Genomic DNA, 22,891 nt, shown 5'->3' on the forward strand with positions numbered 1-22,891 from the left:
GGAGCCTTTCCCATGCCCACTCGCGAGATCCGCCACCCGCTGATCCGACACAAACTCGGCCTTATGCGCCGCGCCGACATCAGCACCAAGAATTTCCGTGAGCTTGCTCAGGAAGTTGGAGCGCTGCTCACTTACGAAGCCACCAAAGATCTGCCTCTGGAAACCTACGACATCGAAGGTTGGGCTGGCACCGTCCAGGTCGAGAAGATCGCCGGTAAGAAGATCACCGTGGTGCCGATCCTGCGCGCCGGTATCGGCATGCTCGAAGGCGTGCTCAGCCTGATTCCGGGCGCCAAGGTCAGCGCCGTCGGCGTAGCCCGCAACGAAGAAACCCTGCAGGCCCACACCTACCTGGAAAAACTCGTACCGGAAATCAACGAGCGCCTGGCGATGATCATCGACCCGATGCTCGCCACCGGCAGCTCCATGGTCGCCACCATAGACCTGCTGAAAAAAGCCGGTTGCCGGGACATCCGCGCCATGGTGCTGGTGGCCGCTCCCGAAGGCATCGCCGCCGTCGAGAAAGCCCACCCGGACGTGCAGATCTACACCGCCTCCATCGATGAGCGCCTGAACGAACACGGCTACATCATCCCTGGCCTGGGCGATGCCGGTGACAAGATCTTCGGCACCAAGCAGAAGGACGCGTGAGCATGCAGGATGAGTTCAACGACCCGCTTTGGCGCCAGATCCTGTCTGGCGCACAAATGCTCTTCGTAGCATTTGGCGCGCTGGTGTTGATGCCACTGATCACAGGTCTTGATCCAAACGTCGCACTGTTCACCGCCGGCCTGGGCACGTTGTTGTTCCAGGTGGTGACAGGGCGGCAGGTGCCGGTGTTCCTGGCATCGAGCTTTGCCTTCATTACCCCGATCATTCTCGCCAAGGGCCAGTTCGGCCTCGCGGCGACCATGGGCGGGGTGATGGCAGCCGGGTTTGTCTATACCTTCCTCGGCTTGGCCGTGAAGATCAAAGGCACCGGTTTCATCGACCGCCTGCTGCCACCCGTGGTGATCGGCCCGGTGATCATTTCCATCGGCCTGGCCATGGCACCGATTGCCGCGAACATGGCGATGGGTAAATCCGGCGATGGCGCCGAGTTGATTCATTACCAGACGGCAATGATGATCTCGATGCCAGCACTGCTGACCACGTTGATCGTGGCGGTGTTCGGCAAGGGTATCTTCCGCCTCGTGCCGATCATATCCGGCGTGCTGGTGGGCTTTGCCATGGCGTTCTACTTCGGTGTGGTCGACACGGCGAAGATCGCCGCAGCACCGTGGTTCGCCCTGCCCCACTTCACTGCGCCGGAGTTCAACTGGCAGGCGATCCTGTTCATCGTCCCGGTGGCCCTGGCCCCGGCGATCGAACACATCGGCGGCGTGATTGCGGTGGGCAGCGTGACCGGTCGCGACTACCTGAAGAAGCCCGGCCTGCACCGCACCTTGCTCGGTGACGGCATCGCCACCACGGCCGCCGGCCTGTTTGGCGGCCCGCCGAACACCACCTACGCCGAAGTAACGGGCGCGGTGATGCTGACCAAGAACTACAACCCGAAAATCATGACCTGGGCGGCGGTGTTTGCCATCAGCCTGGCGTTCATCGGCAAGTTCGGCGCACTGCTGCAAAGCATCCCGGTGCCGGTGATGGGCGGGATCCTGTGCCTGCTGTTCGGCTCGATTGCCGCGGTGGGGATGAACACGTTGATCCGCCATAAGATCGACCTGGGTGAAGCGCGCAATCTGGTGATTGTGTCGGTGACCCTGGTGTTCGGGATTGGTGGGGTGCTGGTGGGGACCGGGACTGGTCCGGATGACTTCGGCCTGAAGGGCATTGCCCTGTGTGCGGTGGTAGCGATTGGCTTGAACCTGCTGCTGCCGGGCAATGATGGCTGGAAGAACAAGAAGCCGGATGAGCCGCTGATCTAACACATATGGCAGAACCTAATGTGGGAGGGGGCTTGCTCCCGATGGCAGTGTGTCAGTCAATTCATTAGCTGACTGATACACCGCTATCAGGGGCAAGTCCCCTCCCACATTTTTTGATCTTCAGTGTGGCTTAGAGCTCACCCAACCCATCGATCAGCGCCTGGTTCTGCTCCGGCGTACCGATGCTGATCCGCAGGAACTGGGCAATCCGCGCCTGCTTGAAGTGCCGCACAATCACCCCTTGCTCACGCAACTTGGCCGCCAGGCCGCCAGCGTCGTGCCGTGGGTGGCGGGCAAAGATGAAGTTGGCCGCTGACGGCAGCACTTCAAAGCCCTTGCCTTCCAGTTGCGCGACCAACTGGTTGCGACTGTCGATGACCAACTGGCACGTCTTCTCGAAGTACTCACGATCCTCGAAGGCCGCTGCCGCGCCGACAATCGCCAGGCGATCCAGCGGGTAGGAGTTGAAGCTGTTCTTGACCCGCTCCAGCGCTTCGATGAGGTCCGGGTGGCCCACGGCCAGGCCCACACGCAAACCGGCCAGTGAGCGCGACTTGGACAGGGTCTGGGTCACCAGCAGGTTCGGGTAACGGTCCACCAGGCTGATGGCGGTTTCGCCACCGAAGTCGATATAGGCTTCATCGACCACCACCACCGAATCCGGGCTGGCCTTGAGGATCTGCTCCACGGCGTCCAGCGCCAGGACGCAGCCGGTGGGCGCGTTCGGGTTGGGGAAGATGATCCCGCCGTTGGGCTTGGCGTAGTCCGCCACGCGGATCTGGAACTGCTCGTCCAATGGCACCGGGTCGGACTTGATGCCGTAGAGACCGCAGTACACCGGATAGAAGCTGTAGCTGATATCCGGGAACAGCAGCGGCAAGTCATGCTGGAACAGGCCATGGAAGATGTGCGCCAGGACTTCATCGGAACCGTTGCCGAGGAACACTTTGCCGGCGTCGATCCCGTAATACTTGGCCACGGCCTGCTTGAGCAGGTCGCTGTTGGGGTCCGGGTACAGGCGCAGGTTGTCGTTCAACTCGGCCTGCATCGCAGCCAGCGCCTTGGGCGACGGGCCGTAGGGGTTTTCATTGGTGTTGAGCTTGACCAGCTTGGTCAGCTTCGGTTGCTCGCCGGGCACGTAAGGCACGAGGTCCTTGACGAAGGGGCTCCAGAATTTGCTCATGTGTTATTTCCCCTCTTCCAGGATTCGGTACTCAGCACTACGGGCGTGGGCGCTCAGGGATTCACCACGGGCCAGCACCGAGGCGGTCTTGCCCAACTCGGACGCGCCTTGTGGCGAGCAGAAGATGATCGACGAACGCTTCTGGAAGTCATACACCCCCAGCGGCGACGAGAAACGCGCGGTGCCAGAGGTTGGCAAGACGTGGTTGGGACCGGCGCAGTAGTCGCCTAGCGCTTCGCTGGTGTGGCGGCCCATGAAGATCGCACCCGCATGGCGAATCGACGGCAGCCAGGCCTGTGGATCGGCCACGGACAGCTCCAGGTGCTCCGGCGCGATACGGTTGGCCACTTCGATGGCCTGCTCCATGTCACGCACCAGGATCAGCGCGCCACGACCATTGATCGACTTCTCGATGATCTCGGCGCGGTCCATGGTCGGTAGCAGCTTATTGATGCTGGCGGCGACCTTGTCGAGGAACTCGGCGTCCGGGCTGACCAGGATCGCTTGGGCGTCTTCGTCGTGCTCGGCCTGGGAGAACAGGTCCATGGCGATCCAGTCCGGGTCGGTCTGGCCGTCGCACACCACGAGGATTTCAGAAGGGCCGGCGATCATGTCGATACCGACCTGGCCGAACACATGGCGCTTGGCTGTGGCGACGTAGATGTTGCCGGGACCGACCACCTTGTCGACCTTCGGCACGCTTTCGGTGCCATAGGCCAGGGCTGCAACCGCCTGGGCACCGCCGATGGTGAACACGCGGTCGACACCGGCAATGCAGGCGGCAGCCAGCACCAGCTCGTTGATTTCACCGCGCGGGGTCGGTACCACCATGACCACTTCGGTCACGCCGGCCACTTTGGCCGGGATCGCGTTCATCAGCACCGACGACGGGTACGAGGCTTTACCGCCCGGCACGTACAGGCCGGCACGGTCCAGTGGCGTGACCTTCTGGCCCAGCACGGTGCCGTCGGCTTCGGTGTAGCTCCAGGAGTCCTGCTTCTGTTTTTCGTGGTAGCTGCGCACGCGGGTCGCGGCGACTTCGAGGGCTTCACGCTGGGGCGCGGTGATGCGCGTCAGGGCCAGCTCCAGGCGCTCGCGAGGCAGGATCAGATCGGACATGGACTTGACGTCCAGGCCGTCGAACTGGCGGGTAAAGTCCACCAACGCGGCGTCACCACGCTCGCGCACAGCCTTGATAATGTCGAGCACCCGCTGGTTGACCGAGTCGTCGGACACGCTTTCCCAGCTCAGCAGATGATCCAGATGATGGGCGAAATCCGGGTCGGCAGCGTTGAGTCGGGCAATTGCAGTGGACGTGGTCATAGCGAGGGCCTCAATAGAATTGGCAAAAACTCAGGCGCCCTAAACTAGCAGTCGTTTCCGCTTGGGCACCTGAGAATTCTGGCTATGAGGCGGATAGACGGGCGCAGCTTTTCAGCTACGCGGATGAGTCAACCGCGGTGTCGAGACTCCACTGCCTTGCGCAGGGTGTCGATCAACGCCTGGATACGGGCGTGCTGCATCTTCATCGACGCTTTGTTGACGATCAGCCGGGAGCTGATGTCGGCGATAAAGTCCTGTGGTTCAAGACCGTTGGCACGCAGGGTGTTGCCGGTGTCGACCACGTCGATGATCTTGTCGGCCAGGCCGATCAGCGGCGCCAGCTCCATCGAGCCGTAGAGCTTGATGATGTCGACCTGGCGGCCTTGTTCGGCGTAGTAACGCTTGGCGACGTTGACGAACTTGGTGGCCACGCGCAGGCGGCCTTTAGGCTCGACATCACCGACACGGCCAGCGGTCATCAGTTTGCACAGGGCAATGCGCAGGTCCAGCGGCTCGTAGAGGCCCTGGCCACCGTATTCCATCAACACGTCTTTACCGGCGACACCGAGGTCGGCCGCGCCATGTTCAACGTAAGTCGGCACGTCGGTAGCCCGTACGATCAGCAGGCGCACGTCGTCCTGGGTCGTGGGGATGATCAGCTTGCGGCTCTTGTCCGGATTCTCGGTCGGCACGATGCCCGCTTCAGCCAGAAGCGGCAAAGTGTCGTCAAGGATGCGGCCCTTGGACAGTGCGATGGTCAACATGGGAACGTCAGTCCTTCATCAGGCTATTGCTGTCCGGTCGCAAACGGCGCCAGACACAGATCGAGGCCATGACAGCCTCGATTTGAAACAAACCAGTGTCTGTAGGAGCGAGCTTGCTCGCGAAAAACGTCAACGATAACGCGTTTATTCAGACTCAACGCGGTGCCCATGAGTTCTTCGCGAGCAAGCTCGCTCCTACAATGCAGTGGGGACTAGCCCGGTACGCGGCGAATTTTCGCGCCGAGCATCTGCAGTTTTTCCTCGATGCACTCGTAACCACGGTCGATGTGGTAGATGCGGTCGATCAGGGTATCGCCTTCGGCGATCAGCGCCGAGATCACCAGGCTGGCCGAAGCGCGCAGGTCGGTGGCCATGACTGGCGCGCCCTTGAGCTTCTCGGTGCCGGTAACGATGGCGGTGTTGCCTTCAACCTGGATCTTCGCGCCCATGCGGTGCAGTTCGTACACGTGCATGAAGCGGTTTTCGAAGATGGTCTCGATCACGGCACCCGTACCTTCGGCAATCGCGTTCAAAGAGATGAACTGCGCTTGCATGTCGGTTGGGAACGCCGGGTACGGAGCAGTACGCACGTTAACGGCTTTTGGCCGCTTGCCGTGCATGTTCAGCTCGATCCAGTCTTCACCGGTGGTGATTTCGGCACCGGCTTCGCGCAGTTTTTCCAGGACCGCTTCCAGGATGGTCGGATCGGTGTCCTTGACCTTGACGCGACCACCGGTGACGGCAGCAGCAACCAGGTAGGTACCGGTCTCGATGCGGTCCGGCATCACTTTATAGGTGGCCGGGTGCAAGCGTTTCACACCGTCGATGGTGATGGTATCGGTGCCGGCGCCGGTGATGTTGGCACCCATGGCGATCAGGAAGTTGGCCAGGTCGACCACTTCAGGCTCGCGTGCAGCGTTTTGCAGCACACTGCGACCGTTGGCCAGGGCAGCGGCCATCATGATGTTCTCGGTACCGGTCACGCTGACGGTATCAAAGAAGAAGTTCGCGCCACGCAGGCCGCCTTCCGGCGCCTTGGCCTTGATGTAGCCGCCTTCGACGTCGATGGTCGCGCCCATGGCCTCAAGGCCGCGGATGTGCAGGTCCACCGGACGCGAGCCAATGGCGCAACCGCCAGGCAATGCGACTTCGGCTTCGCCGAAACGGGCGACCATCGGGCCCAGTACCAGGATCGACGCACGCATGGTTTTCACCAGTTCGTACGGGGCGATCAGGGTCTTGATGGTGCGCGGGTCGATTTCGACGGACAACTTCTCGTCGATTACCGGCTCAATACCCATGCGACCAAACAGCTCGATCATGGTGGTGATGTCGTGCAGGTGCGGCAGGTTGGCTACGGTTACCGGGCCATCGCACAGCAGGGTCGCCGCCAGGATCGGCAAGGCAGAGTTTTTCGCACCGGAAATGCGAATCTCGCCATCAAGGCGGGCACCGCCGGTAATAATCAATTTATCCATAAGAATCTCGACGCCTTGGGGGCTCAGGTGCGCTCGGCCCAGGCCGCGCGGCTGAAAAATTTCATAGTGACCGCGTGGATGCTGCCATCGGTGATCCACGGGTTCAAATGGGCATAGATCTGCTGCTGACGCTTGACCGGGCTGAGTGCCGCCAGTTCATCGCTAATCACGTTCAGCTGGAAGTTGCAGCCTTCGCCTTCAACTTCTACGTTCGTATCCGGCAGCTTTCCTTCGAGAAAGCTCTTAACTTCTAGGGCCTGCATGATCAACCTCTATCGGCGCCCAGTGCGCACGGGTCGCACATCATACAAAAAAGCCCCGCGCCTGCGAACCCCGCATAGCAGGACTCTGACGGGGGGCTTCATCGATAATGTGTATTAAGGATGCGCCAACAGTTCGGTCAAACCGGAAACTTCGGCGATTTCACGCATGTCTTCAGGCAATGCACGGATGCTGACCGTTTTTTTGGCCGCCTCGGCATCACGCATGAAGCACAGCAGCAACGACAAGCCGACGCTGCTGGACTTGGTTACCGCCGAGCAATCCAGCACCAACTCAGGGGCCGTGCTGGTCTTGATCAGCGTCTGGCCCTGCTTGCGCAGGTCAGGCCCGGTGCGGTAATCCAGCACGCCGCTGAGGAACAACTCGCCAGCGTCGCCGAGACGAACAGCCGACTCGGTCATTGCGCAGGCTTCCCGGCAGCTTTATCAGTCTCTTCCTTGGCCTTGGCGACTTCACCGGCCCAACCATTGATGGTTTTGTCCAGGTCGTTGCCATTGCGCTGCATGGCGTCGGCGAACTGGTCACGGAACAGCTTGCCGATGTTGATGCCATTGATGATCACGTTGCGCAGTTTCCACTCGCCCTTGACCTTCTCAAGCGTGTACTGCACCGGGTAGACGGCGCCGTTGTTACCCTTGACGCTCATGTTGACGCTGGTGCGATCACCCGATTCATCCCCGGCTGGAGCGACGGTAATGCCCTGGTTGTTGTACTCAAGCAACGCATTGCCATAGAACTGGAACAGGCCGCGCTTGAAGTTTTCCTGGAACGTCTGCATTTGCGCAGGGGTGGCCTTGCGCGAATATTTGACCGTCATGATGCTGCGCGAAATGCCTTCAGCATCGACGACAGGACCGACGATGGTGTTCAGCGCTTCGTAGAATTTGCTCGGGTCTTGCTTGTACTGCTCTTTATTGGCAGTCAGGTCAGCCAACATCTTGTTGGTAGTGTCCTGCACCAGTTCGTGCGCAGAACCTGCCGCGTTGGCCATCAATGGCAGCGCCGCAAGCAGTACCAGCAGGCCACGTCGCAAGGTAGAGATCATGAACAGATTCCTCATTTGGCGTCTTTATTGACCGTATTGAGCAGGAATTTACCGATCAGGTCCTCAAGCACCAGCGACGACTGCGTGTCGTGGATGGTCGAACCATCCTTGAGCAGGGCTGTTTCCCCGCCTACGCTGACACCGATGTACTTCTCGCCCAGCAGACCCGCAGTCAGGATAGATGCAGTGGAGTCGGTCGGCAGATTATCTACCTTCTTGTCCAGTTGCATCGTCACTCGCCCGGTGAAGCTGTCGCGATCCAGATCGATTGCCGTGACCTTGCCGATGGTGACACCGGCCATGGTCACTTTAGCTCTGACAGTCAAACCGGCGATATTGTCGAAGTACGCGTAAAGTTTATAAGTATCGGCGGTGGGGCTGGCCGAAAGGCCACTGACTCGCAGGGCCAGCAACAGTAAAGCCAGGATGCCAGCCAGCAAGAAAAGGCCGACACCGATTTCCACAGTGCGGTTTTGCATCAGAAATCTCCAAACATCAAGGCGGTCAAAATGAAGTCAAGGCCCAGTACTGCCAGCGAGGCGTACACAACGGTCTTGGTGGTGGCGCGACTGATCCCTTCTGAAGTGGGCTCACAGTCGTAGCCTTGGAATACGGCGATCCAGGTCACTACAAAGGCGAAGACGATGCTCTTTATGATGCCGTTGAGCACGTCACCGCTGAAGGTCACGCTGTTTTGCATGTTGGCCCAGTAGGAGCCGTCGTAGACGCCCAGCCAGTCCACCGCCACCCACGAACCGCCCCAGATACCGACCACGCTGAAGATCATCGCCAGCAATGGCAGGGAAATAAAGCCGGCCCACAGGCGCGGGGCAACAATGTACTTGAGCGGGTCCACGCCGATCATTTCCAGGCTGGACAACTGCTCGGTGGACTTCATGTTGCCGATTTCGGCAGTCAACGCGGAACCCGCGCGCCCGGCAAACAGCAATGCGGTCACGACCGGCCCCAGTTCACGCAGCAGCGTCAGGGCAACCATCTGCCCCACCGCCTGCTCCGAACCGTAGCTGGAAAGGATATTGAAGCCCTGCAAGGCGAGCACCATCCCGATGAACACCCCGGAGACCACAATGATCACCAAGGACATCACGCCCACCGAATGCAGCTGCTTGATCAAAAGACCAAAGCCACCGCCAATACCGCCGCGCCCGAGCAGTGCGTGGAACAGGAAAATTGTCGAGCGGCCCAGCACTTCGACGATGTCGATGCCGGAGCGACCGAAAAGGCGAACCTTCTCGATAAGAGATGTCTTGCGCATCAGCGCTTCCCCAGAAGGTCTGAGCGGTAATCCGCTGCCGGAAAGTGAAAAGGCACAGGGCCATCGGGATCGCCGGTCATGAATTGGCGAATACGCGGGTTATCGGCGTTCATCAGCTCTTCAGGCGTGCCCTGCCCCAGTACCTGGCCATCACCGACTACATAGAGGTAGTCGGCGATGCTCGCGGTTTCTGCAAGGTCGTGGGAGACCACGATACTGGTGATGCCCAACGCGTCGTTGAGCAGGCGGATCAGGCGTACCAACACGCCCATGGCGATCGGATCCTGGCCGACGAAGGGCTCGTCGTACATGAGGATCTGCGGGTCGAGGGCAATGGCGCGCGCCAGGGCCACGCGACGCTTCATGCCGCCGGACAGCTCGTCAGGCATCAGGTCGATGGCGCCGCGGAGGCCCACGGCCTGCAGTTTCAGCAACACAATGTCACGAATCATTTCATCGGACAGCTGGGTATGAACCCGCAGCGGAAACGCCACGTTCTCGAATACATCGAGGTCGGTGAACAGTGCACCGCTCTGGAACAGCACACCCATATGCTTGCGCGCATCGAACAGATCGCTGCGCGACAAGGTCGGCAGGTTCTGGCCGTTCACCCACACTTCACCGGCGCTGGGGCGCAATTGCATGCCCATCAGACGCAACAGGGTGGTCTTGCCGCAACCGGACGGCCCCATGATGCCCGTAACCTTGCCGCGGGGAATGCGAATATCGACGTTATTGAAGATGCTGCGCGTCCCGCGCTTGAAGGTCAGTCCCTTCAGCTCGACCGCGTAGGCGTTATCGGCACTCATCTAAACTCCTTGGGATGCAGCCTCTCACTCAGACACCACGCACGCGACAATCGTTTGCAACGGTGACGCATATAGATAGCCACATGGGCTGGGCGGACCGAACTGGCGGCGAACTATATCACTGCTGGTACAGGGCGCCCAAGGCCGGAACGGCGCAAGTTCAGTTTGCGGACAGGGAAAAAACGTTGCTGGCTATGTTACTGAGGATCGATCTCAGACACTCGCGGAATAAAGCCTGACGAACTTGCGTGAGGGAATTGATCATTACCGCTATAATCGCCGACTTTTCGTCAGGCTATACGATTTCAGACATGAGCCAATCCAGCGACCTTATTCAATCCGCACAACGCACCATCCGCCTCGAAGTTGAAGCCGTAGAAGGCTTACTGGCCCACATCGACGCAGATTTCGTACGCGCCTGCGAGATGATTCTGGCCAGCAAGGGCCGCGTTGTCGTGGTCGGCATGGGCAAGTCGGGCCACGTCGGCAACAAGATCGCCGCCACCCTGGCCAGCACCGGGACCACCGCATTTTTTGTGCACCCGGCCGAAGCCAGTCACGGCGACATGGGCATGATTACCAAGGATGACATCATCCTCGCGCTGTCCAACTCCGGCACCACCAACGAAATCGTGACCCTGCTGCCGCTGATCAAGCGCCTGGGTATCCAGCTGATCAGCGTCACCGGCAACCCCGAATCGACGCTGGCCAAGGCTGCCGAAGTGAACCTGAATGTTCACGTGGACCACGAGGCCTGCCCACTGAACCTGGCGCCGACCTCCTCCACCACCGCCGCACTGGTGATGGGCGATGCCCTGGCCGTGGCGTTGCTGGAAGCCCGCGGGTTTACCGCAGAGGACTTCGCGTTTTCCCACCCAGGCGGCGCACTGGGCCGCCGCCTGCTGCTGAAAGTGGAAAATGTCATGCATTCGGGTGATGAATTGCCTCACGTCCAGCGCGGCACCTTGCTGAAGGACGCGCTGATGGAAATGACCCGCAAAGGCCTGGGCATGACCGTGATCCTGGAAGCCGATGGACGCCTGGCCGGGGTATTCACGGACGGCGATCTGCGCCGCACCCTGGACCGCACCATCGACATCCACACCGCAACCATCGACGCCGTGATGACCCCCCATGGCAAGACTGCACGCCCTGAAATGCTGGCAGCCGAAGCATTGAAGATCATGGAAGACCACAAGATCGGCGCGCTGGTGGTGGTCAATAACGACGACCACCCGGTTGGCGCCCTGAACATGCACGACTTGCTGCGTGCGGGAGTGATGTAAATGACCAGCGACCTGTTGCAACGCGGCAAGAACATCAAACTGGCGATTTTCGACGTCGACGGCGTGCTGACGGATGGCCGCCTGTACTTCCTCGAAGACGGCAGTGAATTCAAGACGTTTAACACCCTCGACGGCCAGGGCATCAAAATGCTGATGGCAGCAGGTGTGCAAACTGCCATTATCAGCGGCCGAAAAACGCCCGTTGTGGAACGCCGCGCACAAAACCTGGGGATTCCTCACCTGTATCAGGGCCGCGAGGATAAACTGGTGGTTCTGGACGAGCTTCTTGGCAAACTCAACCTAAGCTATGAGCAGGTCGCCTACTTGGGCGATGATCTGCCCGACTTGCCGGTCATTCGCCGAGTCGGCCTGGGCATGGCCGTCGCCAATGCGGCGACATTTGTTCGCGAGCACGCTCATGGCATCACCACCGCCCGTGGCGGCGAAGGTGCTGCCCGCGAGTTCTGTGAACTGATCCTGCGAGCCCAAGGCAGTCTTGAAGCGGCCCACGCCGCCTACCTATAGAGCGTTTTATGCTGAGCAAAAAGATTCGCAACTTCCTGCTATTCGGAGTCATCGCCGCGCTGTTCCTCGCGGTGGGCTACTGGAATATCAGCCCGGGGCGCTTCCTCGACCAGCCTGTCGCGCAGGTTGACGAAGGGGCTATCGACTATTACGCCACCAATGCCTATAGCGTGCAGTTCCTGCCCGACGGCAAGGTGCAGTACGAAATGACCTCGGACAAAGTCGAGCATTTGAAGGCCACCGAAGTCACCCTGCTGACCAATCCGGACCTGAACCTGTACCGCGGCACCGAGTTTCCGTGGCATGTCACGAGCAAGCGTGGCGAGGTGAACCCGGACGGCACCGAGGTGGAACTGATTGACTCCGTACGCGTTGCGCGCACGGACGCCAAAAACCGTGACACGGTGATTACCAGCAGTCGCATGACCGTATTCCCACAGAAGCAATATGCGCAGACCGAGCAAGACGTTAGAATCGACGGCGCTGGCGGTGTATCGACTGGCAAGGGAATGAAAGCGTATTTGAAAGAAAGCAGGATACACCTGCTATCGAACGTAAGAGGACAGTATGAGGCTCGTTAAAACTCTCCCTATTTTGCTCGGTTTGGGCGCAGCACTGGGAAGCGTGAGCGCCTGGGCTCTGCCGAACGATAGCCAGCAACCGATCCACATCTCCGCTGACGATGCGCAGCTGGATGACAAGCAAGGCGTCGCCACCTACACCGGCGGCGTGATCATCACCCAGGGCTCGATGAAGATCACCGGCAACACGGTGACACTGACGCGCACCCAGGCGGGCGATATTGACGTAGTGACCTCGGTGGGCAACCTGGCTTACTTCGAACAGAAGCAGTCGGCTACCGACACAGGTCCGATGAAGGGCTACGGCAAGACCATCCAGTACCATGCCCAGCAGAATCGCATCGTGCTGATCGACCAGGCCAAGGTGCTCAGCCCCGATGGCAACTCCACGGAAGGTGAAAAGATCACCTATGACACCGTGAAGCAGATCGCCAATGCCGGTCGCGCCAATGGCAGCAAGGTCACCGCGCCACGCCCACGTATCGACATGGTTATCCAGCCGAAGAAGAAGGCCGAGTAATGGCAACCCTGAAAGCCCAGCATCTGGCCAAGGCCTATAAAAGCCGTCAGGTCGTGCGCGACGTCAGCCTGTCGATCGACAGCGGCCAGATTGTCGGCTTGCTTGGCCCCAACGGCGCCGGCAAGACCACCTGTTTCTATATGATCGTCGGCCTGGTCCAGGCGGACCAGGGTCGCGTACTGATCGACGACTTGGACGTGAGCCACCAGCCAATGCACGGGCGTGCCCGTGCAGGTATCGGCTATCTTCCGCAGGAAGCGTCGATCTTCCGCAAGCTGTCGGTATCCGACAACATCATGGCCATCCTTGAAACCCGCAAGGAACTCGACCGTGACGGCCGCCGCAAAGAATTGGAAAGCCTGCTTCAGGAATTCCACATCAACCACATTCGCGACAACCTTGGCATGAGCCTGTCCGGTGGTGAACGACGTCGCGTGGAAATCGCCCGCGCCCTGGCCACTGCCCCCAAGTTCATCCTGCTGGACGAACCGTTTGCCGGCGTCGACCCCATCTCGGTCGGCGACATCAAGCAGATCATCCATCACCTCAAGGCCAAGGGTATTGGTGTGCTGATCACTGACCACAACGTCCGTGAGACCCTCGATATCTGCGAAACTGCCTATATCGTCAATGATGGTCAACTGATCGCCGAAGGCGACTCCGCCACCATCCTGGCCAACGAACTGGTCAAGGAAGTGTACCTGGGTCACGAGTTCCGCCTGTAAAACCGCCCGCAACAACAAGGTGGCGGCAGGTCGTTTGCCCGACGCGCGGGAGTCAATGAAAACCTCTGGATTTTTATTGTTACCGCGCTCTAGGCAAAGCCCTCGATATCAGGCATATAATTTGCTTATGTTTGGCGCTCACGCGCCCTGTCGTGGATGGCGCATTGCGCCGGCGAATAAGGTGTTAAGCCCCTGCCATGAAACCATCGCTAGTCCTGAGAATGGGCCAGCAGCTGACGATGACACCGCAGCTGCAACAGGCCATCCGCCTGCTCCAATTGTCGACCCTGGACCTGCAACAGGAAATCCAGGAGGCCCTGGAGTCCAATCCGATGCTCGAACGCCAGGAAGAAGGCGACGACTTCGATAATGCAGACCCACTGGCTGACAACATCGAGCAAAAACCCAATCCCGACGTACAGGAACCCTCCTACCAGGAAACCGCCCCCACGGTGGATAATCTTGAGGAAGGCGATTGGAACGAACGCATTCCCAACGAACTTCCCGTGGACACCGCCTGGGAAGACGTCTATCAGACCAGCGCCAGCAGCCTGCCCAGCAATGACGATGACGAGTGGGATTTTACCACCCGCACTTCCGCCGGCGAGAGCCTGCAGAGCCATCTGTTGTGGCAACTGAACCTCGCGCCGATGTCCGACACCGATCGCCTGATCGCCGTGACCCTGATCGACTGCATCAATAACCAGGGTTATCTGGACGAGACGCTCGAAGAGATTCTCGAGGCCTTCGACCCGGAACTGGACATAGAGCTGGACGAGATCGAAGCCGTCCTGCACCGCATCCAACAGTTCGAACCTGCCGGCATTGGTGCCCGCACCCTCAGTGAATGCCTGCTGCTGCAACTGCGTCAACTGCCCGCCAAGACGCCTTGGCTCGCCGAAGCGCAGCGCCTGGTCAACGATTACATCGACCTGCTGGGTAGCCGCGACTACAGCCAGCTGATGCGCCGCATGAAGCTCAAGGAAGACGACCTGCGCCAGGTCATAGAACTGGTACAGAGCCTCAACCCGCGCCCAGGCTCGCAGATCGAGTCGAGCGAAGCCGAATACGTGGTCCCCGATGTGATTGTGCGCAAGGACAACGAACGCTGGCTGGTTGAACTGAACCAGGAATCGGTGCCACGCCTGCGGGTCAACCCGCAATATGCCGGTTTTGTACGCCGCGCCGACACCAGTGCCGACAACACGTTCATGCGCAACCAGTTGCAGGAGGCCCGTTGGTTCATCAAGAGCCTGCAGAGCCGCAACGAAACCCTGATGAAAGTTGCCACCCAGATCGTCGAGCACCAGCGCGGCTTCCTGGAGTATGGCGACGAAGCAATGAAACCGCTGGTTCTGCACGACATCGCCGAAGCAGTGGGCATGCACGAATCGACGATTTCCCGGGTGACCACGCAAAAATTCATGCATACCCCACGGGGCATATATGAGCTGAAATACTTTTTCTCCAGCCATGTAAGCACCTCGGAAGGCGGCGAATGCTCGTCCACGGCGATCCGCGCGATCATCAAAAAACTGGTTGCGGCGGAAAATCAGAAAAAGCCGTTGAGTGACAGCAAGATCGCTGGTTTACTGGAGGCACAAGGCATTCAGGTCGCCCGTCGAACCGTCGCCAAGTACCGCGAATCCCTTGGGATCGCGCCTTCCAGCGAGCGTAAGCGTTTGATGTGACGGGCGGGCCACAGCGTTCCAGTGGCGGGTATTCCTACCCGCCGCTTTATGCACTGGCAACGAAGGAGAAGCTGTATGCAAGTCAACATCAGTGGACACCAACTGGAAGTCACCAAGCCTCTACGTGAATACACCGAGAGCAAGCTGAACAAGCTTGCGGGGCATTTTGACAAGATCACCAATGTGCAGGTCATCATGGAGGTCGATAAGCTCAAGCAGAAAATCGAGGCCACCCTGCACGTACCGAATGCCAAGCTCGTCGCCAATGCAGAGCATGGCGATATGTACGCGGCCATTGACTTGCTCTACGACAAGCTGGACCGCCAACTCATAAAGCATAAGGAAAAGAATCTGCACCTGATGCAAGGTACAGGTCGTTAACTCTCCCCCCATGATCCGACTTGAAACCATCCTGACCCCCGGCCGTTCCCTCGTGAACGTGCCGGGCGGCAGTAAAAAGCGCGCCCTCGAACAAATTGCCAACCTGATCGGCCGTGAAGTGCCCGAGCTGGATACGCAAGCCGTGTACGAGGCGTTGATTGCCCGTGAAAAACTCGGCTCGACCGGTTTTGGTAACGGCATCGCCATTCCTCACTGCCGCCTCAAAGGCTGCGAAATACCCGTAAGCGCCCTGCTGCACCTGGATGCGCCCATCGACTTCGACGCCATTGACGGCGCCCCGGTGGACCTGCTGTTCGTCCTGCTGGTCCCGGAAGCTGCCACCGACGCGCACCTGGAACTGCTCCGGCAGATCGCCAGCATGCTCGACCGCAAGGAAGTACGCGACAAACTGCGCAGTGCCAAGAGCAATGAGGCGCTGTACCAGGTTGTACTGGATGAACAGAACGGGCAGTAATCATGCGTTTGATCATCGTCAGCGGCCGCTCCGGCTCGGGTAAAAGCACCGCCCTCAATGTTCTTGAGGATAACGGCTTCTATTGCATCGACAACCTGCCCGCCGGTCTGCTGCCGGAATTGGCGGAACGCGCGCTGATCCACACCGAACTGGCCCAGCCACTGGTCGCCGTTTCGATTGATGCCCGCAACCTGCCCAGCCACCTCACGCGGTTCCCCGAATTGCTCGAAGAGGTGCGCGCCAAGCACATTCATTGCGATGTGCTGTACTTGGACGCCGACGAAGAAACCCTGCTCAAGCGTTTCTCCGAGACCCGTCGACGTCACCCCCTCAGCAGCCCCCACCGTTCTCTGGCCGAAGCCATCGAGGACGAAACCAAGCTGCTGGGTCCGATCATTGACCTCGCCGACCTCAAGATCAACACCACCAGCCTCAACCTGTACCAGTTGCGCGATGCCATCAAGCTACGCCTGCTGAATCAGCCAGAGCCTGGCACCGCGTTCCTGGTCGAGTCATTTGGCTTCAAGCGTGGCATGCCGGTGGATGCAGATTTGGTGTTCGATGTACGCTGCTTGCCCAACCCGTACTGGAAGCCAGAGTTGCGCGACCAGTCCGGTCTTGACCTACCAGTGGCCGAGTACCTGGCCGCACAGCCGGATGTGCAGGAGATGTTCCAGGACATTTCCAGCTACCTGCTCAAATGGTTGCCGCGCTTCGCAGCAAGCAACCGGGCCTATGTCACCATTGCCATTGGCTGTACCGGCGGCCACCACCGTTCCGTCTACCTGACCGAGCGCCTGGGCCAGGTACTTCAACAAACCCTCAAGAACGTCCAGGTTCGCCACCGCGACCTTAGCTGAAAGGAACACCCCCGCGATGCCCGCTCTGGAAATTGAAATCATCAACAAGCTGGGTCTGCATGCCCGCGCCTCGGCCAAGTTCGTCGGCGTTGCCGGGCAGTTCCCTTGCCAGATCCGCGCCGGGCGCACCCCGGAGAGCATGGTCGACGGCAAGAGCATCATGGCCATGATGATGCTGGCAGCCGGCAAAGGGACCAAGATCCACCTGAAGACCGAAGGTGAGCAAGAGCAGGAAGCGATGGACGCACTGGTGGAGCTGATCAACAACTTCTTCGGCGAAGGCGAATAACCCTTTTGTAGGAGCGAGCCTGCTCGCGAAGCATACAAGCAAGCAACTCACGTGATACCAGGCTGCACGCGTTATCGTTGACGCTTTTCGCGAGCAAGCTCGCTCCTGCAGAGAGCGGGTGTCACCCTAAGGCGGTATCCATCACCATCATCAAGCAGAACCCTATGCACAGCCCCAGGCTGGCAAGCTTTTCGTGACCATTGCGCCGCGACTCAGGGATCACTTCATGGGTGACTACCAACAACATAGCGCCAGCAGCCAGCGCCAGGCCCAAAGGCAATAGCACCTCGGCCAACGTCACCAGCCAGGCACAAAGCACGGCAAACACCGGCTCCACCAAGCCTGACGCGGCGCCGATCAGAAATGCCCTGACCCGCGACATCCCTGCCCCCGCCAACACCAACGCAATCACCAGCCCTTCTGGCACATCCTGCAAGGCAATACCCATCGCCAGGCTGTCTGCATCCGGCATGCCGCCACCGGCCGAGACGCCAACGGCCATACCTTCGGGGATGTTGTGGGCGATGATGGCGAACACGAACAGCCAGATACGCGGTGGAATCACCGGTTTATCCGGCGTGCCCACCAACATCTCCGGGCTGGCGCCGGAGACCTTGCGGTCCACCAGATACAAACCGAATGCCCCCAGCATGATGCCAAAGCTGATCAACCCACCTGCACCCCAGGGCGAAAGGCCAAGGGTTTCGGCAGCGGCAATACCCGGCACGACCAGCGAAAAGGCAGTCGCCGCCAGCATCACGCCGGCACCGAAGCCCAACAAGGTGTCGCTCAACGCCACCGGCATCCGCCGAATCACCAATACCGGCACCGCCCCCAACGCCGTGCCAAGCGCGCAAATCGCCCCGCCCTGTAAGGCGCGCATGATGCGCGGTTCCAGGTCCAGCCAGGCCAGCCCGTGGGCCACCAGCAATGCAGTACCTGCCAATAGCAGCAGCGAGCCAAACGCATAACGAAACATTCGCACGCTGCTGATCGCCAGTGTTTCAGTGCCCATAGTCGGCCTTAGATCGTGTTATCGAGGTGAATGTCAGGCCAACGCGGCCTGATAGCGTGCGGCAACTTCCGGCCAGTTAATGACGCTGTAGAACGCATTGATGTATTCAGGGCGACGGTTCTGGTAGCGCAGGTAATAAGCATGCTCCCAGACGTCCAGACCGAGAATCGGCGTGTTGCCATTCATCAGTGGGCTGTCCTGGTTGCCGCTGCTTTCCACTATCAGCGTCTTTTGCGGGGTGACGCTCAACCAGGCCCAGCCGCTGCCGAAACGGGTCAAGGCGGCCTTGGTGAAGGCTTCCTTGAAACTGTCGAAACCGCCGAGTTGCTCTTCAACAGCTTTTCCCAACGCACCGTCGGGCTTGCCGCCACCTTTAGGCGACATCACCGCCCAGAACAGTGAGTGGTTGGCGTGGCCACCGCCTTGGTTGATGACGGCCGCGCGCAGTTTTTCCGGCAGTTGCTGCACACTGGACACCAGTTTCTCCACCGGCCAGCCCGCAAATTCGGTGCCCTCGACCGCCGCATTGAGGTTATTGATGTAGGTCTGATGGTGCTTGGTGTAGTGAATCTCCATGGTTTGCGCATCGATATGCGGCTCAAGGGCATCGTAGGCATAGGGCAAGGCAGGCAAGGTGTAGGTCATATCAATGTGCTCCGTATTGAGACGGGGTCGGCTGCACCGCAGTACCGCCCAGCAAGCGATGGGTGCGTGGGTACTCGCCGTGATCGCTGATGAAATTCAATAACTCGACGTAAGTCTTGCTACTCTGGCGCAGGGCCGCTTCGCGCAGTTGCGGGCTCAGACGCGCGTCCTGCATGGTCTGCAGCAGGCGCTGGTGAATGGCGCAGAGGTACTCGGCGCTTTCCTCTGGCTGATTCAGGCGCAGGTGCAAGTCCGCCAGGTTGTGATGGGAGATGACGCAAGCCGCCACTGCTTCGTCGGCATTCGCCCAGCGTTCGAACAACACTTGAGCCAGGGCCAGGGCTTGCAGATAGGCCTCGCGAGCGTCAACCAATTCGCCCTGCATAAAGCAGCGATTGGCCCGTTCGATCGTGCGTTTCCAGTGCTCCATGGTGAGCCTCCAAAGCAGGGTCGGTGATTACACGCCGCCAGCCGTGAGTTTTTCCGGATCCAACAGGACTTCCAGCTGGCTGCGGGGCAGGTCGGTATGTTCAAGGGCCACATCAATCACCGGACGACCTTGTTGATAGGCCTTCTTGGCGATTTCAGCGGCCTTTTGGTAACCAATGATCGGGTTGAGTGCGGTGACCAGGATCGGATTGCGCGACAGTGCTTCCTTGAGCTTGGCTTCGTTGACCTTGAAGCTGGCGATCGCCTTGTCTGCCAACAGACGGCTGGAATTGGCCAGCAACTCGAGGCTGCTGAGCAGGTTCTGGGCAATGATCGGCAACATCACGTTTAATTCGAAGTTGCCGGATTGACCGGCCACGGTGATCACCGTGTCATTGCCAATGACTTGTGCAGCCACCATGGCGGTGGCTTCCGGAATCACCGGGTTGACCTTGCCGGGCATGATCGAGGACCCCGGTTGCAGACCTTCCAGCTCGATCTCCCCCAGGCCGGCAAGTGGGCCCGAGTTCATCCAGCGCAGGTCGTTGGCGATTTTCATCAGCGACACGGCAGTCGCCTTTAACTGGCCGGAGACGGCGACGGCAGTGTCCTGGGAGCCGATCAGCGCGAACAGGTTCTTGCCGGGGGTGAACTTCACGCCGGTCAGGCTGCTGAGCTGTTGACTGAAACGCGCGGCGAATTCCGGGTGCGCGTTAATCCCGGTGCCCACCGCCGTCCCGCCCTGGGCCAAAGCCTGCAAACTCGGAAGCAAGTCCTGCAAATGGCCGATATTGGCCTTGAGTTGCTGCGCCCAGCCATTGAGTACCTGGCTCATACGTACGGGCATGGCGTCCATCAGGTGCGTACGGCCGGTCTTGATGAATGGGTGGACTTCTTCGGCCTTCTGCTCGATCACCTGCACCAGGTGCAGCAGGGCCGGCAGGGTTTGCTCGTGCAGCACCAACGCAGCACTGACGTGGATGGTGGTGGGAATGATGTCGTTGCTGCTTTGGCCGCAGTTAACGTGGTCATTGGGGTTGACCCCTTCACCCAGCAAACGGCTGGCCAAGGTGGCAATCACTTCGTTGGCATTCATGTTCGAACTGGTGCCGGAACCAGTCTGAAAAATGTCCACCGGGAAGTGCTGCATGTAATCGCCTTCGAGCAAGCCTTGGGCGGCATCGACGATGGCTTTGCCCTGCCCTTCGCTGATCTGCTTGAGGTCGACGTTGACCTTGGCAGCCGCCGTCTTAGCCAGGATCAGGGCGCGAATGAACTGCGCCGGCATGCGTTGGTGACTGATCGGAAAGTTGTTCACCGCGCGCTGGGTTTGCGCTCCGTACAAGGCCTCGGCGGGGACTTGCAGTTCGCCCATGCTGTCGCGTTCGATACGGGTGTTACTCATCGGAAGATCCTTGCACCAGGTCAGAAACGGAAATGGAGGGAAGCAATTCGCAGGTCGCCAATTGCCAGGCAAAGCTCTGCCAGCGCTTGAGGCGGCAGGCACAGTGGGAGAGTTTTTCCAGGTCGCGTAATGGGCGCCAGGCCTGGTCAAGGCAAATCGAGCGCCAATGCCACGGCAGGGCGATATCACTGGCGGTGTCGATCAGCAGGCGGAATGAGGTTTCTGCGATGGTCCATGGATGGGTCGCGGTGCAGCACGCCAGGTATCGCCCCTCATTAAGGTAATGTTCGATCAGGCGAGGCTCATTGGGATCCAGGCCGCAGCGAATCTGACGACTCATCCAACGCCAGCTTTCCAGGTAGGGATCCTCATGCAGGACAGAACTCATGATCCACACTCGCTCGGTAATGATATTTATTATTAAATGATATTGAGAATCAAAACAAGAGTGGCACAGTAATCCCCCTGAAACACGCCCACAAAAAAGGCGCGCCATCCATAAGATGGCGCGCCTTTTGTGTGAAGCTGTAGCGGGATTAGCTGCCCGCGACGGTCATCCTCTCAATCAGCACCGAGCCTGTACGAATATTACTGCGCAGCTCCAGGTCATTTCCCACAGCAACGATCTGCTTGAACATATCGCGCATATTGCCGGCAATGGTCACTTCCTGGACGGCGAACTGAATCTCACCGTTTTCCACCCAGAAACCCGCCGCACCACGGGAGTAATCCCCGGTGACCATATTCAGGCCATGGCCCATCAATTCGGTCACCAACAGGCCACGCCCCATGCGACGCAACAACGCCGCCTGGTCTTCATCGCCATGGGTCACGAACAGGTTATGCACCCCACCGGAGTTGGCGGTGCTTGGCAGACCGAGTTTGCGGCCTGAGTAGGTGCCCAGCACGTAGGACACCAGTTCTCCGTTCTCGACGAACGGCTTGGCATACGTGGCCAGACCGTCGCCATCGAACGCCGAACTGCCCATGGCACGCATCAAGTGCGGACGCTCATCAATGGTCAACCACTCGGGAAACAACTTCTGGCCAATCGCGCCTTCAAGGAACGAAGACTTGCGATACAGATTGCCGCCAGAAATGGCCCCCAGGAAACTGCCGAACAAACCGCCAGCCAGCTCTGCCGAAAACAGCACCGGCACTTCACAGGTAGGCACCGGGCGCGCGCCCAGGCGGCTCGCGGCACGTTGTGCAGCACGTTGACCAATGCTGACCGGATCAGCCAGCAATTCACCCTGGCGGCTTACGTCATACCAGTAATCACGCTGCATCTGGCCATTGGCCTCAGCGATCATCACGCAGCTCAAACTGTGCCGGGTGGACGCATACCCCCCGATAAACCCGTGGCTGTTGCCGTATACGCGACAGCCCTGGTGAGTGCTCAACGTGGTGCCATCGGCGTTCTTGATGCGGGCATCGGCATCGAACGCTGCAGCTTCACAGGTCAGCGCCAGCTCAATGGCCTGCTCGGGCGTGATATCCCAGGCATGGAACAGATCGAAATCCTTCAAGTCCTTGGCCATCAGCGCCTTATCGGCCAAGCCCGAGCTTTCGTCCTCGGAGGTGTGTTGCGCAATCGCCAACGCGGCGGCCACCGTTTCGCGGATCGCTTCCGGGCCGCTGGCCGACGTGCTGGCCGAACCTTTGCGCTGCCCCACGTATAAGGTGATACCAAAGCCCTGGTCGCGGTTGAACTCGACCGTTTCCACTTCCCGCTGACGCACCGACGTCGACAGCCCCTGCTCCAGCGACACCGCCACTTCACAGGCACTGGCCCCCTGGCGCTTGGCCTCGGCAAGGATCTGCTCGACTTGTTCCTGCAGGGCCGGTAACGCTTGCGGACCGACGCTTTGGGCTGCACTCATGGTTTTCTCCACTCAAATTCTGCTTTCGGTTAAGGCCATCGAGCGACCGGGCCGGACAAGCGGCCCCCGACTGGTTATCATGGCGGCGTTTCT

At 59.7% G+C, this 22,891-nt stretch carries 28 protein-coding genes; 12 read left to right on the plus strand and 16 right to left on the minus strand.

What is annotated here, in order from left to right:
- Positions 1 to 12: 12 nt before the first annotated feature.
- Together upp and J1G35_RS00775 are read left to right on the plus strand one after the other, a co-directional pair.
- Positions 13 to 651: a uracil phosphoribosyltransferase gene (gene upp / locus J1G35_RS00770; RefSeq protein WP_027604798.1), complete on the plus strand. Its 639-nt coding sequence runs from the start codon at positions 13 to 15 to the stop codon at positions 649 to 651.
- Positions 652 to 653: 2 nt separating this feature from the next.
- Positions 654 to 1,928, plus strand: coding sequence for a uracil-xanthine permease family protein (locus tag J1G35_RS00775; protein WP_053131520.1), 1,275 nt, complete (start codon positions 654 to 656; stop codon positions 1,926 to 1,928).
- A 130-nt stretch (positions 1,929 to 2,058) separates the two neighbouring features.
- Here the strand turns inward: J1G35_RS00775 and hisC are convergent, their stop codons facing one another.
- The 10 genes from hisC to J1G35_RS00825 form a co-directional block, all read right to left on the minus strand.
- Complete coding sequence (gene hisC, locus J1G35_RS00780) at positions 2,059 to 3,111, minus strand: histidinol-phosphate transaminase (RefSeq protein ID WP_223012954.1); 1,053 nt, start codon at positions 3,109 to 3,111, stop codon at positions 2,059 to 2,061.
- Between the two features lie 3 nt (positions 3,112 to 3,114).
- Complete coding sequence (gene hisD / locus J1G35_RS00785; protein ID WP_053131525.1) at positions 3,115 to 4,434, minus strand: histidinol dehydrogenase; 1,320 nt, start codon at positions 4,432 to 4,434, stop codon at positions 3,115 to 3,117.
- 128 nt (positions 4,435 to 4,562) lie between these two features.
- Positions 4,563 to 5,198 (minus strand): ATP phosphoribosyltransferase, encoded by a 636-nt coding sequence (hisG, locus tag J1G35_RS00790; RefSeq protein ID WP_003188599.1) that lies wholly within the window; start codon positions 5,196 to 5,198, stop codon positions 4,563 to 4,565.
- 212 nt (positions 5,199 to 5,410) lie between these two features.
- Positions 5,411 to 6,676 carry a UDP-N-acetylglucosamine 1-carboxyvinyltransferase gene (murA, locus tag J1G35_RS00795; RefSeq protein WP_024073479.1) on the minus strand — a complete coding sequence of 422 codons (1,266 nt, stop codon included), beginning with the start codon at positions 6,674 to 6,676 and terminating at the stop codon, positions 5,411 to 5,413.
- A gap of 23 nt (positions 6,677 to 6,699) precedes the next feature.
- Entirely contained in the window at positions 6,700 to 6,939 is a 240-nt protein-coding gene (locus J1G35_RS00800; RefSeq protein ID WP_027604803.1) for a BolA family protein, read from the minus strand.
- Between the two features lie 114 nt (positions 6,940 to 7,053).
- The gene (locus tag J1G35_RS00805) at positions 7,054 to 7,359 is read right to left on the minus strand and encodes an STAS domain-containing protein (protein ID WP_223012956.1); all 306 of its coding nucleotides are present in this window, start codon (positions 7,357 to 7,359) and stop codon (positions 7,054 to 7,056) included.
- A complete protein-coding gene (locus J1G35_RS00810) occupies positions 7,356 to 8,003 on the minus strand; it encodes an ABC transporter substrate-binding protein (RefSeq protein ID WP_053131531.1) in 648 nt (215 codons plus the stop codon). Before J1G35_RS00810 ends, J1G35_RS00805 begins: the two co-directional genes overlap by 4 nt.
- An 11-nt stretch (positions 8,004 to 8,014) precedes the next feature.
- Positions 8,015 to 8,482, minus strand: a complete 468-nt coding sequence (mlaD, locus tag J1G35_RS00815; protein ID WP_003171814.1) for an outer membrane lipid asymmetry maintenance protein MlaD — start codon at positions 8,480 to 8,482, stop codon at positions 8,015 to 8,017.
- On the minus strand, positions 8,482 to 9,279 hold the full coding sequence (gene mlaE / locus J1G35_RS00820) for a lipid asymmetry maintenance ABC transporter permease subunit MlaE (protein WP_010213107.1): 798 nt from the start codon (positions 9,277 to 9,279) through the stop codon (positions 8,482 to 8,484). The genes mlaD and mlaE overlap by 1 nt, the downstream gene beginning before the upstream one ends.
- Positions 9,279 to 10,088 (minus strand): ATP-binding cassette domain-containing protein, encoded by an 810-nt coding sequence (locus J1G35_RS00825; protein ID WP_003171811.1) that lies wholly within the window; start codon positions 10,086 to 10,088, stop codon positions 9,279 to 9,281. Before J1G35_RS00825 ends, mlaE begins: the two co-directional genes overlap by 1 nt.
- A 311-nt stretch (positions 10,089 to 10,399) precedes the next feature.
- Here J1G35_RS00825 and J1G35_RS00830 point away from each other — a divergent pair, with 311 nt between their 5' ends.
- The 10 genes from J1G35_RS00830 (at position 10,400) to J1G35_RS00875 (ending at position 17,421) form a co-directional block, all read left to right on the plus strand.
- Entirely contained in the window at positions 10,400 to 11,374 is a 975-nt protein-coding gene (locus J1G35_RS00830; RefSeq protein WP_053131534.1) for a KpsF/GutQ family sugar-phosphate isomerase, read from the plus strand.
- Positions 11,375 to 11,899: an HAD family hydrolase gene (locus tag J1G35_RS00835; RefSeq protein ID WP_053131537.1), complete on the plus strand. Its 525-nt coding sequence runs from the start codon at positions 11,375 to 11,377 to the stop codon at positions 11,897 to 11,899.
- A gap of 8 nt (positions 11,900 to 11,907) precedes the next feature.
- Entirely contained in the window at positions 11,908 to 12,480 is a 573-nt protein-coding gene (gene lptC / locus J1G35_RS00840) for an LPS export ABC transporter periplasmic protein LptC (protein ID WP_065938531.1), read from the plus strand.
- On the plus strand, positions 12,467 to 13,000 hold the full coding sequence (lptA, locus tag J1G35_RS00845; protein WP_027604809.1) for a lipopolysaccharide transport periplasmic protein LptA: 534 nt from the start codon (positions 12,467 to 12,469) through the stop codon (positions 12,998 to 13,000). The genes lptC and lptA overlap by 14 nt, the downstream gene beginning before the upstream one ends.
- Positions 13,000 to 13,725: an LPS export ABC transporter ATP-binding protein gene (gene lptB / locus J1G35_RS00850; RefSeq protein ID WP_016974288.1), complete on the plus strand. Its 726-nt coding sequence runs from the start codon at positions 13,000 to 13,002 to the stop codon at positions 13,723 to 13,725. The genes lptA and lptB overlap by 1 nt, the downstream gene beginning before the upstream one ends.
- Before the next feature lie 197 nt (positions 13,726 to 13,922).
- The gene (locus tag J1G35_RS00855; RefSeq protein ID WP_053131542.1) at positions 13,923 to 15,416 is read left to right on the plus strand and encodes an RNA polymerase factor sigma-54; all 1,494 of its coding nucleotides are present in this window, start codon (positions 13,923 to 13,925) and stop codon (positions 15,414 to 15,416) included.
- Between the two features lie 75 nt (positions 15,417 to 15,491).
- Entirely contained in the window at positions 15,492 to 15,797 is a 306-nt protein-coding gene (gene raiA / locus J1G35_RS00860; RefSeq protein WP_053131546.1) for a ribosome-associated translation inhibitor RaiA, read from the plus strand.
- 10 nt (positions 15,798 to 15,807) lie between these two features.
- Positions 15,808 to 16,272, plus strand: coding sequence for a PTS IIA-like nitrogen regulatory protein PtsN (ptsN, locus tag J1G35_RS00865; protein ID WP_053131548.1), 465 nt, complete (start codon positions 15,808 to 15,810; stop codon positions 16,270 to 16,272).
- A 2-nt stretch (positions 16,273 to 16,274) separates the two neighbouring features.
- Positions 16,275 to 17,132, plus strand: a complete 858-nt coding sequence (gene rapZ / locus J1G35_RS00870; protein WP_053131551.1) for an RNase adapter RapZ — start codon at positions 16,275 to 16,277, stop codon at positions 17,130 to 17,132.
- A gap of 16 nt (positions 17,133 to 17,148) precedes the next feature.
- Positions 17,149 to 17,421, plus strand: coding sequence for an HPr family phosphocarrier protein (locus J1G35_RS00875; RefSeq protein ID WP_053131554.1), 273 nt, complete (start codon positions 17,149 to 17,151; stop codon positions 17,419 to 17,421).
- Positions 17,422 to 17,542: 121 nt separating this feature from the next.
- Here the strand turns inward: J1G35_RS00875 and J1G35_RS00880 are convergent, their stop codons facing one another.
- From J1G35_RS00880 to pmbA, 6 genes are all read right to left on the minus strand, one after another.
- Positions 17,543 to 18,436, minus strand: coding sequence for a ZIP family metal transporter (locus J1G35_RS00880; protein WP_053131556.1), 894 nt, complete (start codon positions 18,434 to 18,436; stop codon positions 17,543 to 17,545).
- 33 nt (positions 18,437 to 18,469) lie between these two features.
- On the minus strand, positions 18,470 to 19,081 hold the full coding sequence (locus J1G35_RS00885) for a superoxide dismutase (protein ID WP_027604817.1): 612 nt from the start codon (positions 19,079 to 19,081) through the stop codon (positions 18,470 to 18,472).
- A gap of 1 nt (position 19,082) precedes the next feature.
- Positions 19,083 to 19,511 carry a hypothetical protein gene (locus tag J1G35_RS00890; protein ID WP_053131559.1) on the minus strand — a complete coding sequence of 143 codons (429 nt, stop codon included), beginning with the start codon at positions 19,509 to 19,511 and terminating at the stop codon, positions 19,083 to 19,085.
- A gap of 27 nt (positions 19,512 to 19,538) precedes the next feature.
- The gene (locus J1G35_RS00895) at positions 19,539 to 20,915 is read right to left on the minus strand and encodes a class II fumarate hydratase (RefSeq protein ID WP_053131562.1); all 1,377 of its coding nucleotides are present in this window, start codon (positions 20,913 to 20,915) and stop codon (positions 19,539 to 19,541) included.
- Positions 20,908 to 21,303, minus strand: a complete 396-nt coding sequence (locus J1G35_RS00900) for a hypothetical protein (protein WP_053131564.1) — start codon at positions 21,301 to 21,303, stop codon at positions 20,908 to 20,910. The genes J1G35_RS00895 and J1G35_RS00900 overlap by 8 nt, the downstream gene beginning before the upstream one ends.
- Before the next feature lie 148 nt (positions 21,304 to 21,451).
- Positions 21,452 to 22,798, minus strand: a complete 1,347-nt coding sequence (gene pmbA / locus J1G35_RS00905) for a metalloprotease PmbA (protein WP_053131566.1) — start codon at positions 22,796 to 22,798, stop codon at positions 21,452 to 21,454.
- Positions 22,799 to 22,891: the final 93 nt, after the last annotated feature.

It is taken from the genome of Pseudomonas sp. SH10-3B, assembly GCF_019891415.1.
Classification (GTDB): Bacteria; Pseudomonadota; Gammaproteobacteria; order Pseudomonadales; family Pseudomonadaceae; genus Aquipseudomonas.